This is a genomic window from Falsiroseomonas sp. (genome assembly GCF_051860665.1).
Taxonomy (GTDB): Bacteria; Pseudomonadota; Alphaproteobacteria; order Acetobacterales; family Acetobacteraceae; genus Falsiroseomonas.
In genome coordinates this window covers 25,829-41,976 of sequence record NZ_JBHYDM010000039.1, presented here as the reverse complement: position 1 = coordinate 41,976, position 16,148 = coordinate 25,829, and the positions used below count along the sequence as shown (strand labels likewise).

The following is a 16,148-nucleotide window of genomic DNA, read 5'->3' as shown; positions in this document are numbered from 1 at the left end:
GGCCGCTTCCCCGCAGCCGAGTGCGCCAACTACCTCGCCAACTCAGGATATCCACGCCTGATGTGAAAACGCTCTAGTCTGGAAGGAGCCCGGTTCGCATGGCGACTGGTACCGTGAAGTGGTTCAACGCGACGAAGGGCTTCGGCTTCATCGTCCCGCAGGATGGCGGCAAGGATGTGTTCGTGCACATCACCGCGGTCCAGAAGGCGGGCCTCCAGGGTCTCAACGAAGGCCAGAAGGTCTCCTACGAAGTGGCGATGGAGCGCGGCAAGGCGGCCGCCATCAACCTCCGTCCCCTGTGAAACGGGCGGCCTGAGCCGCCCGCTGCGCCAATATCAGCTGATGCAACTATGGCGGGGATACCCCGCCATTTTTTCGACCCGGTCTTTTCGACGGGGCGTCAGCGCCCGCTCGCTTCAATCCGCGTCGACGGTGATGCGGATGGCGCCGAGTTCACGCAGCGCCGCCTCCGCCGCCTGTCGCGCTGCCTCATCCGGCGCGCGCAGGCCGATCAGCGGGCCGTTGCTCGGCGGCAGGCGGCTCGGCTCGCTCGGCTCATCCGTCACCGCAGCCGAGACCGCCTCGCCGGCCACGCCGGCACCGGCGCCGGCCGCCGCTGCGGCGACCACGGCCGGCAGCAGTGCGCCGCCGCTGGCGATCACCAGGCCCGCCGCGCCCATGGCGCTCGCCGCCATGCCCATGCCGACGCCAAGCTGGCGGCGGTTGCGCAGGTCGGCGCCTTCCGGATCCTCGTCCGGCTGGTCGAGCGGCGCGTCGCGATCCGTCGTCGGGCTGCTGCGCTGCGCGCCTTCGCTTTTCAGCCGGGCGATCGCCGCATCGCGCGTCGCCTCATCGGCGAACTCGCCCCACACCACCGGCGGGGCCTTGGCCTCGTCGCTCTCGCCGGTCCACTGGCTGCTATCCACCGTGATGGCCATCGCGGCATCCTCCGTTATGCTTCGTCCAGGCGACTGAACGCGGGCATCCGGCCGATGTTCCGGGACGGCTCCGCTTCGGTTGCAAAAGGAGGATGCGCTTGTTCGACCTGCCTGCGCTGGAGGCGGCCGCGAGGCTGGTCCACTCGGTCTTCCCGCCGACGCCGCAATACGCCTGGCCGCTGCTGGCCGCCCGCACGGGTGCCGAGCTCTGGGTGAAGCACGAGAACCACACGCCCACCGGCGCCTTCAAGGTGCGCGGCGGCGTGGTCTTCATGGAGCGGCTGAAGCGGGAAAGACCTGACGTGCCGGGCCTCATCTCGGCGACGCGCGGCAATCATGGGCAGTCGCTGGCCTATGCCGGCCAGCGGATCGGCGTGCCGGTCACCATCGTAGTGCCCGAGGGCAATTCGCGGGAGAAGAACGCGGCGATGCGGGCGCAGGGGGCGCGGCTGGTGGAGCATGGCGCGGATTTCGACGCGGCGCGTGAACACGCCATGGTGCTGGCGGCGGCGGAGGGGCTGGAATTCGCGCCCTCCTTCGCGCCGGACCTGGTCCGCGGGGTTGCCACCTACGCGCTGGAACTGTTCCGGGCGGCCCCGCCGCTGGATGCGCTCTATGTGCCGATCGGGCTGGGATCGGGCATCTGCGGCTGCATCATGGCGCGTGACCTGCTGGGGCTTTCCACGGAGATCATCGGCGTGCAGAGCACCGGTGCCGATTCCTACGCCCGCAGCTTCGCCGCCGGCCGGGTGGTGACGACGGAGCGCGCCGAGACGCGGGCAGATGGCATGGCGACGCGCGTGCCGGACCCGGCGGCGCTGGCCATCATCGCCAAGGGGGCCGCGCGCATCGTGACGGTGACGGATGCCGAAGTGGCCGCCGCCATCCGCGCCTATTGGCAGGATACGCACAACCTGGCGGAGGGTGCCGGTGCGGCGCCGCTGGCGGCCCTGCTGCAGGAGCGCGACCGCATGGCCGGCAAGCGCGTCGCCACCATTTTGTGCGGTGGCAATATCGACCTCGACCTCTTTCGCGACTGGGTGCTGGCATGAGCCTGCTGCTGCGCAACTGCCGCCCCCTGGGCGGTGCGGCCACGGACCTGCTGATCGAGGGCGCGCGGATCGCGGCCATCGGGCCGGACCTGGCCGCGCCCCCCGGCGCCACGCTGCTGGACGGGCAGGGCATGCTCGCGCTTCCGGCCTTCGTCGAGGGGCATACCCATCTCGACAAGTCGCGCTGGGGCATGGGCTGGTGGGTGAACGAGGTCGGGCCCCGGCTGATCGACCGCATCGACACGGAGCGCGCGACCCGCCGCGGCGGCTTCGACCCGGCGACGCAATCCGCCCGCCTGGCCCGGGAATTCCTGGCCCGCGGCACCACCCGCATCCGCAGTTTCGCGGATGTGGATACCGAGATCGGCACGGCGCACAGCGATGCGCTGGTCGCGCTGCGCGAGGATCTGCGCGGCACCATGGACATCCAGGTGGTGGCCTTTCCGCAGTCGGGCCTGCTGGTGCGGCCGGGCACGCTCGAATTGCTGGACCAGGCGCTGCGCAATGGCGCGGATATCGTGGGCGGGCTCGATCCCTCCGGCATCGACCGCGACCCGAAGGGGCATCTGGACGCGGTCTTCGGGCTTTCGGAAAAACACGGCAAGCCGCTGGATATCCACCTGCACGAGCCGGGGGAGCTCGGCGCCTTCGCGCTGGAGCTGACCATCGAGCGCACGCTGGCGCTGGGGATGCAGGGCAAGGTCGTGCTGAGCCATGCCTTCTGCCTCGGCGAGGTTTCGCGCGCGCCGGCGCTCTACGCGGCGCTGGCGGAGGCGGGGATCGCGGTCGCGACCACCGCGCCACCCTCCCGCGCCGTGCCCTCCGTGCGCGCCATGCGGGCGGCGGGCGGAAAAATCTTCGCGGGCAATGACGGCATCCGCGACACCTGGACCCCCTACAACATGCCGGACATGCTGCAGCGGGCCATGCTGGTGGGGCTGAAGAACGAGTTCCGCCGCGACGACGAGATCGCCTGGGCGCTGGCCACCGTCACCGACTGGGCGGCCGAGGGCTGCGGCTTCGGCGATTACGGCCTGGCGGTCGGCGCGCGCGCCGACCTGGTGCTGGTGGAGGCGGAGACGGTGGCGGAAGCCGTGGTCGCCACCCCGCCCCGGCGGCTCGTGCTGAGCCACGGGCGGGTGGTGGCGCGGGACGGGGCGCTCGTCCCGTAACCCCTGATCAGATGACCTGGAAGCGCGCCTTGGCGGCGCGCTCGATGGCGCCGGCGATCAGGCGGTCCATATCGAGGCCGATGCGCAGGTCCTGCAGGAAGCGCAGCTCCTCCTGCGTCGCATCGCCATCCGCCGCGCAGACCTCGCAGGCCAGCAGATAGGCGGTCTCCCGCAGCCGCATCGGCAGGGTGTCGCGCAGCATGGTCATGGCGCGGTCCAGCCCATCGGTGCGGCCGAGCAGGCTGGCCACCGTATCCGTCACCGTCTCGATATCCGAGGAGTGGAAATCGGCGAAGACGGGCAGTTCCTGCACCATGCGGGACATCATGGCGAGTTCGGAATCGGACATCGGCCCATCGGCGATGGACATCAGCACCATGGCGCAGACCAGGGCTTCCTGGGCGGTGAAGGTCGCGACATGGGTCTCGGCGGCGCGCTGGGGCATGGATCGGGTCTCCGGAGTCAGCGTTTGGTCGCGCGCAAGGCGGGGCGGGTCAAGGGAAGGTTGCTACACATCCCAGCCGATGGCCCGCCGCAGGAAGGCAGCGCCGAGCGAGGCGAAGGCGGCGACCTCCCCATTGTCCTTGCCATAGCCATGGCCGCCGGCCTCCGGCTCCAGCAGCCAGGCATCATAGCCCAGCGCCTGCAGCTTGGCCGCCATCTTGCGGGCGTGTCCCGGATGCACCCGGTCATCCCGCCGCGTAGTGGCCAGCAGGATGGGCGGGTAGGGGCGGCCGGGCTCGGCGGCGTGATAGGCGGAGAAGTGGCGGATGAAGGCCCAGTCCTCCGGCTTCTCGGGGTCGCCGTATTCCGCCATCCAGCTCGCGCCGGCCAGCAGCCTGGTGTAGCGGCGCATGTCGATCAGCGGGATGGTGCAGAACAGGGCGCCGAAGCGCTCCGGGTAGCGGGTCAGCATATTGGCGATCAGCAGCCCGCCATTGGAGCCACCCTCCGCCGCGATGCGGCCGGGCACCGTCACGCCGCGGGCCACCAGGTCGGCGGCGATCGCCGCGAAATCGTCGTGGCTCTTCACCTTGTTGGCCAGCCGCCCGGCCTCGTGCCAGGCCACGCCGAATTCCCCGCCGCCGCGGATCTGGCCGAGCACCGTGGTGCCACCCTTCTGCAGCCAGAGCAGGCCGGAGGTGGCGGCGTAGTTGGGCAGGCGGGAGATCTGGAAGCCGCCATAGGCCGAGAGATGCACGGGCGCGCGGCCGGAATTCTCGTCCTTCGGCCCCACCTGGACATAGGGGATTCGCTCCCCGTCCGAGGACACCGCCTCATGCCGCGTCACCACCAGGCCGGTGGCGTCGAAGCTGGGGGAGGAGGCCTTTAGCAGGGCCGGCGCCGCGGGGGTGGTGCGGGTCAGCAGCAGCTGCGGCGGCGTCACCGGGTCCTGCGCCATGACCAGCAGGGTGCCGTCGGATTCGGTGGCCTCCGCATCCAGCGCCCAGAGGTCCACCACGCCGATGCGCGGCAGGCCCGGCACCTCCCGCCGCTGCCAGCCGGCGGCGCCGGGGGTCAGCAGGGCGAAGTGGGGTTCGAGATTGTCGAGCACATGCAGCACCAGCGTGCCGTCGCACCAGGAGAAGCCCTGGAGGGCGCGGCGCGGGGCGGGCGTGAACAGCACCTCCGGCACCGCGCGCCCGGCCAGGGCGGCGTCGAAGGACAGGCCGAGCAGCGTATCGGGCGGGTAGGTGGTGCCGGCGATGGTCCAGGGGGTGCGGGGCTTGGCGGCGAGCCAGCCGCGCTGCCAGCTGTATTCGGCATCGGTCGGCAGCGGGATCTCGCGCTGCGGGCCGCTGCGGTCGCCGAGGTGGATCCGGGCGTCGTAGAAGCTCAGCTGTTCGTAGAAGACCACGACCTCCCGCCCGCCTTCGCGGTCCACCCCGGCGCCGAGGGCCATGCTGGTGGCCGGCACCTCCAGGATCGGCGGCGTCGTCGCGGGGTCCGTGCCGCGGCGCCACACCCGCACCGTGCTGGCATAGCCGGAGTTGGTGGCGCCGAGCAGGGCGGAGGAGAGCAGCAGGGTGTCGCGGTCGAGCCAGGCGGCGGCGGACTTGGCTTCCGCCAGGTGGAAGCCCTCGGCCGGGAAGGCGCGGGTGGCGAGGTCGAATTCGCGCAGCACCACCGCATCCCCGCCGCCACGCGACAGGCGCAGGATGGCGCGGTCGTGGCTGCCGGGCAGGGTGGTGGCGCCCTTCCAGATCCAGTCGGCGCCCTCCGCCGTGGCGAGAGCGTCGAGGTCCAGCAGCACGTCCCATTCCGGGGCTTCGGTCCGGAAACTGTCCAGGGTGGTGCGGCGCCAGATGCCGCGCGGGTTCGCCGCATCGGTCCAGTAGTTGTAGAGGAAGGCGCCGCGGCGGGTGACATGGGGCAGGCGGCCGGGGCGGTCGAGGGCGGCCTTCAGCGCCTCCCGGTCCGCCGTCACGCGGTCATCGGCGAAGCGGGCGCGGGTGCGGGCGTTCTGGTCGGCGACCCAGGCCAGCGCCGCCTCGCCCTCCACCTCCTCCAGCCACAGGTAGGGGTCGTCATCGGGCGCATCGAGGGTCGGGCGCAGGTCCATCAGTCTTCCCCCAAAAATTCGCGGATTTCCGCCACCGCATCGCGCAGCCCCAGCCGCCGCGGCACCACGCCGGGCGGCAGGCCGGCCAACAACCGGGAGGGGCAGGACTTGTCCAGCAGGACAAACACGCCCTTGTCGTCGCCGCGCCGGATCAGCCGGCCGAAGGCCTGGCGCAGGCGGTGGCGGGCGATGGCGTCGTCATAGGATTTCGGCTGGCCTTCCGAGAGATGGGTGCGGCGTTCCCGGTGCAGGATGGAGGGCCTTGGCCAGGGCACCCGGTCGAAGACCAGCAGCCGCAGCGACCGGCCCGGCACGTCCACGCCATCCCGCATCGCATCGGTGCCGAGCAGGCAGGCATGTTCCTCGGCGCGGAACACATCGACCAGGGTCGCATTGTCCATGGCATCGACATGCTGGGCGTAGAGCGGGATGCCGCGCTCGGCCAAGGGCTGGGCGATGCGGGACTGCACGTCTCGCAGCCGCCGCACCGCCGTGAACAGGCCGAGCGCGCCGCCGCCGGAGGCCGTGAACAGGGCGCGATAGGCGGAAGCGACCTGGGCCGGATCGCCCTTGCTGACATCCTCCACCACCAAAGCGCGGGTGCGGGTGGCATAGTCGAAGGGGGAGGCGACGGCGGCGCGGATCGCGCGGTTGGGCAGATGGGCGGCGCCGGTGCGGGCCTCCGCGGCGCGCCAGGCGGATTCGCGGTCGTCCTCGCCCTCCGAGGGGCCGGCATGGTCGCGCAGCGTGGCGGAGGTGATGAGCACGCCATGCGCGGGGGCGGCGACGGCCATGGCGAAGGGCTGCGTCGGGTCGAGGTGGTGGCGATGCATGCCGCAATCCACCTCGCGGCCCTCGCGGCGATCCAGCGCGAACCAGTCCACATAATCGGGGCGCAGGCCGGGGGCGCGGGGCGGGCTGGCCAGGGTGCCGAGCATGGCGCCCCAGGCGGTCAGCGGCATCAGGGCGCGGCGTTCCAACCCGCGGCAGGCGGCCTCGATGCGGATGCGGTCGCCGAGCTCCAGCTCCTCCGCCTCATCCTCCAGCCGTGCCGCCAGCCGGTCGTGCAGCGCCTGGAGGGGGGTCTTGAGGCGGGTCAGGCTTTCCGCCAGCGCGGCGCCGGCCTCGGCCACGGCCTCCGGCAGCGGATGCAGGTCGCATTCGACGCCGTAGCCGGCTTCCTCGTCCTTGGCGCGGGCCAGCACCTGGCGGCGGACGGATTGCAGGAAGGCTTCGGCGGTGCCGCGCGGCTCGTCATTCTCGGAGAGGCGGCTGGGCCAGCCGGGGGCGGGCAGGGCGCGGGCGGCCTGCAGGGCTTCCTCCAGCGGCAGCAGCAGGTCGGGGCGGTCGCCGATCAGATCCTCCAGCCGGCGGGCCAGGCCGCGGGCACGGGACCGGCCCCCCTCCGCGCCCAGCAGCCAGCGGCGCAACTCCGCGGCCTCGGCACCGGTGAGGTCGGCGGAGAAGGCGGCGTCCGCCGCGTCGAACAGGTGGTGGCCCTCGTCGAAGACCAGGCGCTGCGGGCGGCCATCCTCGCCGCCGCCCAGCGCCGCCTGCACCATCACCAGCGCATGGTTCGCCACCACCAGCGTCGCCGACTTGGCGCGGCGGATGGAGTGTTCGACGAAGCACTGCTTGTAGTGGCCGCAGGCGGAGTGGATGCATTCGCCGCGCCGGTCCGCCAAGGGCCAGACATGATGCGGGCCGAAGAGCTCCGTCAGCCAGCCCGGGAAGTCGCCGCCCTGCAGGTCGCCATCCCGCGTCGCCAGCGCCCAGCGGGCCACCAGCGACAGCGGCAACAGCACCCCGGCCATGGAGGCGGCGCCCACCGCCTCCTCCATGTTCAACAGGCAGAGATAATTCTCGCGGCCCTTGCGGACGACGATGCGGCGGCGGCGCTCGGCGGGTTCGGGGTAGAGGCGCGCGGCCTCCTGGTCGATCTGGCGCTGCAGGTTGCGGGTGAAGGTGGAGATCCAGACCGGCGCGCCGTTGCGCTCCGCCCAGAGGCTGGCCGGCGCCACATAGCCCAGCGTCTTGCCGGTGCCGGTGCCGGCCTCCGCCAGCACCAGGTTGGGGGCGCCGCGCACCTCCCGGGCCTGGAAGGCGCCGGCGGCGGCGGAGGCGTAGTCGGCCTGCTGCGGGCGCTGCTCCGCGCCTTCCCCCAGAATCTCGGCCAGGCGGCGGCGGGCATCGGCGGGGGAGACGGGGTGATGCGCGGGGGGCGGGGGCGGGGCCACCTCCTCCCAGTCCGGCAGGCGGCGCCAGACCTTCAGCGGGTCCAGCGAGGGCCGCGCCTGCTGGCCGAGGGCGGCGAGGACCGAATCCGCCCAGGGCCAGTGCACTTCGGCGCCCAGCTTGGCGGCCAGCGCAGCGGCATCCCGGTTCAGCGGCGCGTTCCGGCCGGCGGCCAGGTGGCGGAGCATGGCCGTGGCGAGTTCGGGCAGCAGGGCGGCCAGGCTTTCCTCATCCTCCGGCGGGTCGCGGTCCAGCGCCATGGCGAGGCCGCGCGGCGTGGGGGCGGCGGGCCTCGCGGGCATGCAGAAGGCGAAGAGTTCGAGCAGGTCGCAGGCCGGAAAACTGCCAAGGCCAAGGCGGCGCGCGGTGGCCGGGGCGTGCACCAGCATGGGCGGCGGCATGTCGCGCAGCCGGCGGCCGATCTCGATGGCCGGGCCGGAAAACAGCTCGCCATCCGGGGTGAGGAGGGTGCCGCGGCCAAAACCCGCGATCAGCGCCGGGCTGTCCGGCAGCAGCAGGCGCGGCTGCCGGAGCTCGGCTGGGGGTCGCGGCGTGGTCATGCCGCCAATGTGGCCGCAGGCGAGAGGTGAACAAAGAGGGAAAGGCGCGGCGGCATGCAGATTTCCCTGGCGGCGCCACTAGAAGCCCTCTCCCCCTGACTGGGGGAGAGGGTGGGGTGAGGGGGGGCTTTGCCACCCGAGCCTCCGCGCCCGTCGAGATGCCGCCTGGTGGCGCTGGCCGCCCAATTCTCCGCGGCCCCCCTCACCCCGACCCTCTCCCCCCGTTGGGTGGAGAGGGAGTCACGGGATGCAGGGGGCGGAGGCGCGGTTCAGGCCGGCACGCGCAGCGCCGGAACCCGCTCCGCGATCTGCACCGCGTTCAGCGCCGCGCCCTTCAGCAGCTGGTCGCCGCACAGGAAGAAGTCCAACCCGCGGTCGCCAAACACCGGGTTGGCGCGGATGCGGCCGGCCTCGACATCGTCCTGGCCGGTGGCGGTCAGCGGCATCGGGTAGAGCAGGGCGGCCGGGTCATCCAGCACCTTCACGCCGGCGGCCTGGCGCAGAACCGCGCGGGCGGCCTCGGCGGTGACGGGGCGCTCGGTCTCGATCGTCACGCTCTCGCCATGCACGCGCATGGTCGGGATGCGGACGGCGGTGCAGGAGATGAGAAGATCGGGCAGGCCCATGATCTTCCGGGACTCCCAGGCGACCTTCATCTCCTCCCGCGTATAGGCGTTCGGCTGGAAGCTATCGATGTGCGGGATGACGTTGAAGGCGAGGGGATGGGCGAAGACCTCGTTCTGGGCCTTGGCGCCGTCCACCAGCACGCGCCGCGTCTCCCGCTCCAGCTCCACCATGCCCTCCGCCCCGGCGCCGGAGGCGGCCTGGTAGGTGGAGACGATGACGCGCTTGATGCCGAAGGCGGCGTGCAGCGGGGCGAGCGCCACCACCAGGATGGCGGTGGTGCAGTTCGGATTGGCGATCAGCTTCGCATCGCCGATCGCCGCCGCATTCACCTCCGGCACCACCAGCGGGACATTCTCCTCGAGCCGGAAGGCGGAGGAATTGTCCACCACGGTGACGCCGGCGGCCACCAGCCCCGGGGCGTGCTTCTTCGCGAAATCGCCGGAGACGGCGAGCAAGGCGAGGTCCAGGTCGCGCGCGGCCTCCTGGCTGAATTCCTCGATCACCGTGTCGCCGAAGGGCGTGGGCATAATCGTGCCGGCACTGCGACCCGAGGCGAAGAGGCGGAGTTTCGTCACCGGGAAGCGACGCCGCCCGAGGACCTCCACCAGCTCCCGCCCCACCGCTCCGGTGGCGCCGATCACACCCACACGCATCGCACGCGTCTCCTGCCTTCAAGGGACTGGTCGCATAGCGCAAAGCCGGGCGGCGGCCAATCAGGCGATGGGCGAGACCTGCTGCGTGTCCAGGTCATAATAGCCGCCCACCACCTTCAGCCGCCCGGCGGCGGCGGCGGCGGCGAGGACCGGGCTCTCCACCAGCAGGCGGTTCACGTTCATCGCCACATTGGCGCGCACCGTGCCTTCCACCGCATCGCCGCCGCTGCGCAGCGCGGCCAGCGCGGCGGGCAGCATGGGCAGCAGCATGTCGCGCAGATGCGCGGGCAGGGCCAGCGGCTGCTGCGCCAGGGCGAGCGCCGCGCCGGCGGCGCCGCAATGCTCATGTCCCAGCACCATCACCAGCGGCACGCCGAGATTGGCCACCGCATATTCCAGGCTGCCGATGGCCCCCGTATCCGCCAGGTTGCCGGCATTGCGGGCCACGAAGATGTCGCCGAGCCCGGCCTGGAACAGCACCTCCGGCGCCGCGCGGCTGTCGGCGCAGCCGAGGACCGCGGCGAAGGGGGCCTGGCCGGTGGCGAGGATCGCGCGGCGCTCCAGATTGCCGGGGCCGGGCTGCGCCGCCTGGGCCAGGAAGCGCCGGTTGCCCTGCATCAGCCGCTCCAGCGCCTGGTCCGGGTTCAGGGTGGTGGGGGGCAGGCCGCTGGCGGCACGGGCCGGGGCGATGCCGCCGGCGACCGCGGCCAGGCCGGCCATGGCCGCGATCAGGCCGCGGCGGCTGTGCCCGGGCGCGGTGCGGCGCGGGAAGGTGACGGTGCAGCAGGTGCAGGCCGGCATTGCGGTTCCTTTGGGCGCGGACCGTTCCCGAGGGACGGTTCGATTCAGGAATGAGGCTATGCGCCTCCGGGACGATTCAACCTAGGCGGAAATCGCTGCCGCCCGGTGAACGCCGGGCCGGCTTGCGGATGGCCTCGCCTGGACCGCGCCCCGCACCTATAAGGCGGCACCGCCTCCAGATTGAGGATGACCCGACGCATGTCCGCCGATTTCACCACCGCCAAGGCCTGGCCCTTCGAGGAGGCACGCAAGGTCGCCGACCGGGTCAAGGCGGGCGGCAAAGCGGCGGCGCTGTTCGAGACCGGCTACGGCCCCTCCGGCCTGCCGCATATCGGCACATTCGGAGAGGTGGCGCGCACCACCTGGGTGCGGCGGGCCTTCGAGAAGCTGACGGGGCTGCCGACGCGTCTGGTCGCCTTCAGCGACGACATGGACGGGCTGCGCAAGGTGCCGGATAATGTTCCCAACCGGGAGATGCTGGCCGGCTACCTCGGCCGGCCGGTGACCGCGGTGCCGGACCCCTTCGGCACGCATGAAAGCTTCGGGCACCACAACAATGCCCGGCTGCGCGCCTTCCTCGACCGTTTCGGATTCGATTACGAATTCGCCTCATCCTCCGACTACTACAGGTCGGGACGATTCGATGCGGCGCTGCTGCGGATGGCGGAAAGGCATGAGGAGGTGCGGGCGGTGATCCTGCCGACGCTCGGCCCGGACCGCCGCGCCACCTACTCCCCCTTCCTGCCGATCCATCCGAAGACCGGCGTGGTGATGCAGGTGCCGATGGAGGAGGTGCGGCCGGCGGAGGACCTGCTGGTCTGGATCGACCCCGAGACCGGGGAACGCCACGGCACGCGGATCACCGGCGGCCATTGCAAGGCGCAGTGGAAGGCCGACTGGGCGCTGCGCTGGTATGCGCTGGGCGTGGATTACGAGATGTCGGGCAAGGACCTGATCGACAGCGTCCGGCTTTCCGGCCGCATCTGCCAGGTGCTGGGCGGCCAGCCGCCGATCGGCTTCACCTATGAGCTGTTCCTGGACGAGGCCGGCGGCAAGATCAGCAAGTCCAAGGGCAATGGGCTGACCATCGACGAGTGGCTGCACTATGCGCCGCCCGAATCCCTGGCCCAGTTCATGTACAACCAGCCCGGCCGCGCCAAGCGCCTGCATTTCGACGTGATTCCCCGCGCCGTCGACGAATACGTGCAGAACCTGGACCGGCTGCGCGCGGCGCCGGGGCCGGACAATCCGGCCTGGCATATCCATGGCGGGCCGACGAATGACCCGGGCACGCCGGTGTCCTTCACCATGCTGATGAACCTGGCCAGCGTCATCAATGCCGATGCGCCCGAGATGCTCTGGGGCTTTCTCCGCCGCTACGCGCCGGACGCCAGCGGCGAGACGCATCCGCTGCTGGCCCGCCTGGTGGAACATGCGGTGGCCTATTACCGGGACCGCGTCGCGCCCAACAAGCAGCACCGCGCGGCGACCGAGGCCGAGCGCCCGGCCTTCGAGGCGCTGGCCGCTGCGCTGCGCGCGCAGCAGGCGGAGCTCGACCTGCTGCCGCCGGACGAGCAGGCCCGCGCCATCCAGGACCTGGTCTATGACGCCGGCCGGCGGGACCCCTTCATCGAGATGACCAAGGATGGCCGCCCGGGCGTCTCCCGCGCCTGGTTCAACGCCCTGTACCAGGTGCTGCTCGGCCAGCCGGAAGGGCCGCGCTTCGGCGGCTTCGTGGCCCTCTATGGCATTGCCGGCACGATCGGGCTGATCGAGACGGCGCTCGCCCGGCCCGCCGCTGCAAGCGACATATCCGGCGCCGCCAGCGGCGACGCCGCCGCGTGAAGACGCTCGGCGGGCTGCTGCGCCGGCATGGCGTGGCGGGCTTCGGGATCCTGCTGCTGATCGCCGCCATCTGGGTGGTGCAGAAGGAATTCCGCAGCCTTTCGGTGGCGGATATCCGCGCCTCACTGGCCGCCATCCCGCCCGCCACGCTGTGGCTCGCCGTGGGCTGGACGGTGCTCGCCTATGCGGTGCTGACCATCTACGACCGGCTGGGCAGCGTCTATGCCGGCTATCCGGTCAGCTATGCGCGTACCTCGCTCGCCTCCTTCTGCGCCTATACGCTGGCGCACAACCTGGGCTTCGCCGCGGTCTCCGGCGCCGCGGTGCGCTACCGCTTCTATGCCGCCTGGGGGCTGCCGCCGCTGGCCATCGCCAAGGTGGTGGCCTTCACCAGCCTGACCTTCGGCCTGGGCGGCTTCGCGCTCGGCGGCCTGGTGCTGCTGGTGGAGCCGGATGTGGTGCCGGGACTTGGCGAGCATGTGCCGCATTGGGCGATGCGCATCATCGGCGTGGCGATGTGGGCGACGGTGCTGGCCTATGTCACGCTGTCCCGCATCCGCAGCCATATCACCATCTTCAAGCACCGCATCGACCTGCCGGGCTTCCGGATGGCGGTGGCGCAGACCACGCTGGCCAGCGTCGATGTCGCGGTCACCGCGATGATCTTCTACGTGCTGCTGCCGCCGGCGGAGGGGCTGACCTTCCTGCGCTTCCTGGGCATCTATGTGGCCGCCTATACCGCGGGCATCGCGGCCAGCCTGCCGGGCGGCATCGGCGTCTTCGACGGCGCCATCCTGATCGGGCTGCAGCCCTGGCTGACGCCGGCGCAGGTGGTCGGCGCGCTGCTGCTGTTCCGGCTGTATTACTACATCGTGCCGCTGTTCCTGGCCGGCATCCTCTTCGCCGGCTTCGAGATCGCGCAGCGCCGCGACGCGCTGAAGCGCTTTGCCGTGGAACAGGGCGTGGCCGATGCGCTGGAGGTGCCGGTGATCGCGGGCCTCGCGGGGCTCGGCGGCGCGCTGCTGCTGTTCGTCGGCGCGCTGCCGGCACGCGGCACGGCGGTGGCCGAATGGGCGGGGTATGAGGCGGCGGTCGCCAGCCACTTCGCGGCCTCCATCATCGGCTCGCTGCTGCTGGTGATCGGCTACGGGCTGCTGCGGCGACTGACGCTGGCCTGGGGTGCGGGCATCCTGCTGCTGCTGACCGGGGCGCTGATCTGCTGGCTGCGCGCCGATGGGTGGTGGCTCTGGGGTGCCTTCCTGCTGGTGGCGGGGCTGCTGGCGGCGATGCGCGGCGCCTTCTACCGCACCGCGCGGCTGATGACGGAACCCCTCGCCGGCGCCACGCTGCTGCCGCTGGTGGTGGTGGCGCTCTGCGCGCTGATGCTGGCGCTGGTCAGCTATGGCGGCAAGGTGGCCGGCGACAGCTGGTGGGGCGTGGTGATCTCGCCCCTCGCGCCGGACAGCCTGCGGTTTTCCGTGGGCCTGGCGGGGGTTCTGCTGCTGGTGGCCGCGGTGCGGCTGCTGCGGCCGGCGCGCATCCAGCCGGAGCCCTGGGATGCGGCGGTGCGGGCGCGGCTGCGGGCGCTGGGGGCCGAGGCGCCGGAGCTGGCCGATGGCGCGGTCTTCGGCGAGGCCGGGCGCGCCGGCTTCGCCTTCGTCCGGCGCGACGGCATCTGGCTGGCGCTGGGTGACCCGGCGGGGGATGAGCGCGACCGTGTCTCCGCCATCTGGCGCTTCCGCGACATGTGCGAGCGGGCGGGGGTGGACGCCGCCTTCTGGCGCGTCGGGCCCGGGCTGCTGCGGGTCTATGGCGATATCGGCCTGACCGCCTTCCCGGTGGGCGCGCCCCTGCCGGGCGACGGGCCACGCTTCCTGGCCTGCCGGGCGGAGAAGGACCTGGAGACGCTGGCGCCGCTGCTGCCGGGGCGCTGAGGGGCGGCGAAGCCCCTACTGCGTCGCCCAGATGATCCGGTGCATCCAGGCGAGCTCGGCCAGGTCAAAACTGTAGTTCGGATGCGCCGGGTTCAGGCTGGCGAGCTCCACGCGGCGGGCCGACTGGCGCAGCAGCTCCTTGGCCATCACCTCTCCCTGCCTTGTGCGGACCACCACGCGATCCCCGCGGCGCACCGGCGCGCCGGGGGAGACGATGACCACGTCGCCGTCCCGGAACACCGGCTCCATGCTCTCGCCGCTGATCTCCAGCGCATAGGCATTGGGGTCCGGCACGTCCGGCACCGAGATCTCGTCCCAGCCGCCGCCGACGGGATAGCCGCCATCGTCGAAGAAGCCCTCGCCACCCGCCTGGGCCAGGCCGATCAGCGGGATGCGCCGGGCGATCGGCCCGCGGCCGCCGCGGGACAGCGCCGGCGCGCCGGTGACCAGGGAGGCGAAGGCCTCGAAGCCCGTGCCGGTGGCGCCGAGCACCTTGGCGACGCTTTCGGTGGAGGGCCAGCGCGCGCGGCCATCTACGCCCGTGCGCTTGGACGGGTTGAAGGCGGTGGCATCGAGCCCCGCCCGGCGGGCCAGCCCGGAGGCCGACAATCCATGTTCCGCGGCGAGCGCATCGATCGCCCGCCAGATGTCCTCGTGCCGCATGGCCAAGGGATTCCCTCACAGGGGACGCGACGCGGGGAGGCGCGGCGTCCTGGGTGGGGTCATCCTAGGTTTCGAGTCGCGGCGCAATAGGAACGATATCCTTGCAACCCCGGGTGGAAGTGGTTAAGAGGACGGTGTTCCTGTTTTGTTCAGGAACCAAAGCCACGAGGACCCAAGGTCATGTCCATCGCCCCCTGCCGCGCCCCCGTCCTGGCCAGCCTGGATCGCGCGCAACCCTTCGCCTCGGCCGAGGATGCCTGGTTCTGGACCATGGCGGCGCTGACCGCCCGGCGCGATGGCGCGCGCCTCGGCGCCGCGCGCGGCCTGGTGGTGCGCCCCTGCGAGCCGGACGATGTGGTGAAGTGCCTCGACCGGCTGTACCGGCAGCGTCGCATCGACCTGGCGCATGCCCGCATCCTGCGCATCTGGGGCGAGCGGCATGAATCCCCCAGCCCCCAGATTCCGCAGGAGGCCGGCGACCTGCGGCTGTGGCGGGAGGCGATGGACCGGCTGGATTTCCCGCTGCGCGCCAAGGGCATCGTGAGCGGCCCACCGCGTGGGCTGCAGGAGGCGGAGGTGGTGCCGTTCCGGGGGCGCCTGCAGTGAGGCAGCGGCTGGCACATCGGCGGGTGGCGGAAGGCACCGGGCAGGGCGTGTGGATCGCCTTCGGCGGCGTCGCCGACCAGCCCTGGCTGCGCCTGCTGCGGCCCGGTTTCCGCCACTGCTTCGCAGCCCTCGGCGATGAGGCCGGCTGGACGGTGCTGGAGCCGCTCTCGGGCCGCCTGCTGGTGGCGCGCCTGCCGGTGGCCGGCAGCTTCGACCTGCCAAGCTTCTACCGCCGCGCCGGGCTGCGCGTGCTGGGCCCCTTCACGCCGGGCGAGCCGGCGCCGCGCCACCTGCCGCCGCTCGCACCCTTCAGCTGTGTTGCGCTCTGCCGCGCCCTGCTGGGCCCGGGCGCGCCGGCGGCCTGGACGCCCTTCCAGCTGTATCGCGGTCTCGGTGGCATCGTCCCAGAAAAGAATCGCCGGACATAGGAATAAAATCTTGACGCGACCGTGAGGTCGGTCTATCACACCCCTGCCACGGGGCGAGCTGCGCCCCAGGG

14 protein-coding genes are annotated in these 16,148 nt (G+C 72.0%); 7 read left to right on the top strand and 7 right to left on the bottom strand.

Annotated features, from left to right (window positions below; genetic code table 11):
- Nucleotides 1-98 precede the first annotated feature (98 nt).
- On the top strand, nt 99-302 hold the full coding sequence (locus ACTIF1_RS23955) for a cold-shock protein (RefSeq protein ID WP_168050971.1): 204 nt from the start codon (nt 99-101) through the stop codon (nt 300-302).
- Nucleotides 303-416: 114 nt separating this feature from the next.
- Here the strand turns inward: ACTIF1_RS23955 and ACTIF1_RS23950 are convergent, their stop codons facing one another.
- A complete protein-coding gene (locus ACTIF1_RS23950; RefSeq protein WP_439598973.1) occupies nt 417-938 on the bottom strand; it encodes a hypothetical protein in 522 nt (173 codons plus the stop codon).
- Between the two features lie 98 nt (nt 939-1,036).
- Here ACTIF1_RS23950 and ACTIF1_RS23945 point away from each other — a divergent pair, with 98 nt between their 5' ends.
- Together ACTIF1_RS23945 and ACTIF1_RS23940 are read left to right on the top strand one after the other, a co-directional pair.
- Nucleotides 1,037-1,990 (top strand): threonine dehydratase, encoded by a 954-nt coding sequence (locus tag ACTIF1_RS23945; protein ID WP_439598972.1) that lies wholly within the window; start codon nt 1,037-1,039, stop codon nt 1,988-1,990.
- Nucleotides 1,987-3,162, top strand: coding sequence for an amidohydrolase family protein (locus ACTIF1_RS23940; protein WP_439598971.1), 1,176 nt, complete (start codon nt 1,987-1,989; stop codon nt 3,160-3,162). The genes ACTIF1_RS23945 and ACTIF1_RS23940 overlap by 4 nt, the downstream gene beginning before the upstream one ends.
- Before the next feature lie 7 nt (nt 3,163-3,169).
- Here ACTIF1_RS23940 and ACTIF1_RS23935 read toward each other — a convergent pair whose 3' ends face one another.
- The 5 genes from ACTIF1_RS23935 to ACTIF1_RS23915 form a co-directional block, all read right to left on the bottom strand.
- Nucleotides 3,170-3,607, bottom strand: coding sequence for a tellurite resistance TerB family protein (locus tag ACTIF1_RS23935; protein WP_439598970.1), 438 nt, complete (start codon nt 3,605-3,607; stop codon nt 3,170-3,172).
- Between the two features lie 63 nt (nt 3,608-3,670).
- Nucleotides 3,671-5,725 carry a prolyl oligopeptidase family serine peptidase gene (locus tag ACTIF1_RS23930; protein ID WP_439598969.1) on the bottom strand — a complete coding sequence of 685 codons (2,055 nt, stop codon included), beginning with the start codon at nt 5,723-5,725 and terminating at the stop codon, nt 3,671-3,673.
- Nucleotides 5,725-8,520, bottom strand: coding sequence for an ATP-dependent DNA helicase (locus tag ACTIF1_RS23925; RefSeq protein WP_439598968.1), 2,796 nt, complete (start codon nt 8,518-8,520; stop codon nt 5,725-5,727). Before ACTIF1_RS23925 ends, ACTIF1_RS23930 begins: the two co-directional genes overlap by 1 nt.
- A gap of 269 nt (nt 8,521-8,789) precedes the next feature.
- A complete protein-coding gene (locus tag ACTIF1_RS23920) occupies nt 8,790-9,800 on the bottom strand; it encodes an aspartate-semialdehyde dehydrogenase (protein WP_439598967.1) in 1,011 nt (336 codons plus the stop codon).
- Nucleotides 9,801-9,860: 60 nt separating this feature from the next.
- Nucleotides 9,861-10,601 carry a carbonic anhydrase gene (locus tag ACTIF1_RS23915; protein ID WP_439598966.1) on the bottom strand — a complete coding sequence of 247 codons (741 nt, stop codon included), beginning with the start codon at nt 10,599-10,601 and terminating at the stop codon, nt 9,861-9,863.
- A 186-nt stretch (nt 10,602-10,787) separates the two neighbouring features.
- Between ACTIF1_RS23915 and ACTIF1_RS23910 the strand changes: the two genes are divergently transcribed.
- Complete coding sequence (locus ACTIF1_RS23910; protein ID WP_439598965.1) at nt 10,788-12,446, top strand: lysine--tRNA ligase; 1,659 nt, start codon at nt 10,788-10,790, stop codon at nt 12,444-12,446.
- Nucleotides 12,443-14,380, top strand: coding sequence for a phosphatidylglycerol lysyltransferase domain-containing protein (locus ACTIF1_RS23905; RefSeq protein WP_439598964.1), 1,938 nt, complete (start codon nt 12,443-12,445; stop codon nt 14,378-14,380). The genes ACTIF1_RS23910 and ACTIF1_RS23905 overlap by 4 nt, the downstream gene beginning before the upstream one ends.
- 15 nt (nt 14,381-14,395) lie before the next feature.
- Here ACTIF1_RS23905 and ACTIF1_RS23900 read toward each other — a convergent pair whose 3' ends face one another.
- Nucleotides 14,396-15,043, bottom strand: coding sequence for a S24 family peptidase (locus ACTIF1_RS23900; RefSeq protein WP_439598963.1), 648 nt, complete (start codon nt 15,041-15,043; stop codon nt 14,396-14,398).
- 180 nt (nt 15,044-15,223) lie between these two features.
- On the opposite strand from ACTIF1_RS23900, the gene ACTIF1_RS23895 reads away from it, so the two are divergent.
- Together ACTIF1_RS23895 and ACTIF1_RS23890 are read left to right on the top strand one after the other, a co-directional pair.
- Nucleotides 15,224-15,649, top strand: coding sequence for a hypothetical protein (locus ACTIF1_RS23895; protein ID WP_439598962.1), 426 nt, complete (start codon nt 15,224-15,226; stop codon nt 15,647-15,649).
- The gene (locus ACTIF1_RS23890; protein ID WP_439598961.1) at nt 15,646-16,077 is read left to right on the top strand and encodes a hypothetical protein; all 432 of its coding nucleotides are present in this window, start codon (nt 15,646-15,648) and stop codon (nt 16,075-16,077) included. The genes ACTIF1_RS23895 and ACTIF1_RS23890 overlap by 4 nt, the downstream gene beginning before the upstream one ends.
- The last annotated feature ends 71 nt before the right edge of the window (nt 16,078-16,148 follow it).

Excerpts from the sequence above, each read along its gene's own strand:
- ACTIF1_RS23955 (WP_168050971.1), top strand. The coding sequence starts at position 99 with ATGGCGACTGGTACCGTGAAGTGGTTCAACGCGACGAAGGGCTTCGGC.
- ACTIF1_RS23950 (WP_439598973.1), bottom strand. The coding sequence starts at position 938 with ATGGCCATCACGGTGGATAGCAGCCAGTGGACCGGCGAGAGCGACGAG.
- ACTIF1_RS23940 (WP_439598971.1), top strand. The coding sequence starts at position 1,987 with ATGAGCCTGCTGCTGCGCAACTGCCGCCCCCTGGGCGGTGCGGCCACG.
- ACTIF1_RS23935 (WP_439598970.1), bottom strand. The coding sequence starts at position 3,607 with ATGCCCCAGCGCGCCGCCGAGACCCATGTCGCGACCTTCACCGCCCAG.
- ACTIF1_RS23930 (WP_439598969.1), bottom strand. The coding sequence starts at position 5,725 with ATGGACCTGCGCCCGACCCTCGATGCGCCCGATGACGACCCCTACCTG.
- ACTIF1_RS23925 (WP_439598968.1), bottom strand. The coding sequence starts at position 8,520 with ATGACCACGCCGCGACCCCCAGCCGAGCTCCGGCAGCCGCGCCTGCTG.
- ACTIF1_RS23920 (WP_439598967.1), bottom strand. The coding sequence starts at position 9,800 with ATGCGTGTGGGTGTGATCGGCGCCACCGGAGCGGTGGGGCGGGAGCTG.
- ACTIF1_RS23915 (WP_439598966.1), bottom strand. The coding sequence starts at position 10,601 with ATGCCGGCCTGCACCTGCTGCACCGTCACCTTCCCGCGCCGCACCGCG.
- ACTIF1_RS23910 (WP_439598965.1), top strand. The coding sequence starts at position 10,788 with ATGACCCGACGCATGTCCGCCGATTTCACCACCGCCAAGGCCTGGCCC.
- ACTIF1_RS23900 (WP_439598963.1), bottom strand. The coding sequence starts at position 15,043 with ATGCGGCACGAGGACATCTGGCGGGCGATCGATGCGCTCGCCGCGGAA.
- ACTIF1_RS23895 (WP_439598962.1), top strand. The coding sequence starts at position 15,224 with ATGTCCATCGCCCCCTGCCGCGCCCCCGTCCTGGCCAGCCTGGATCGC.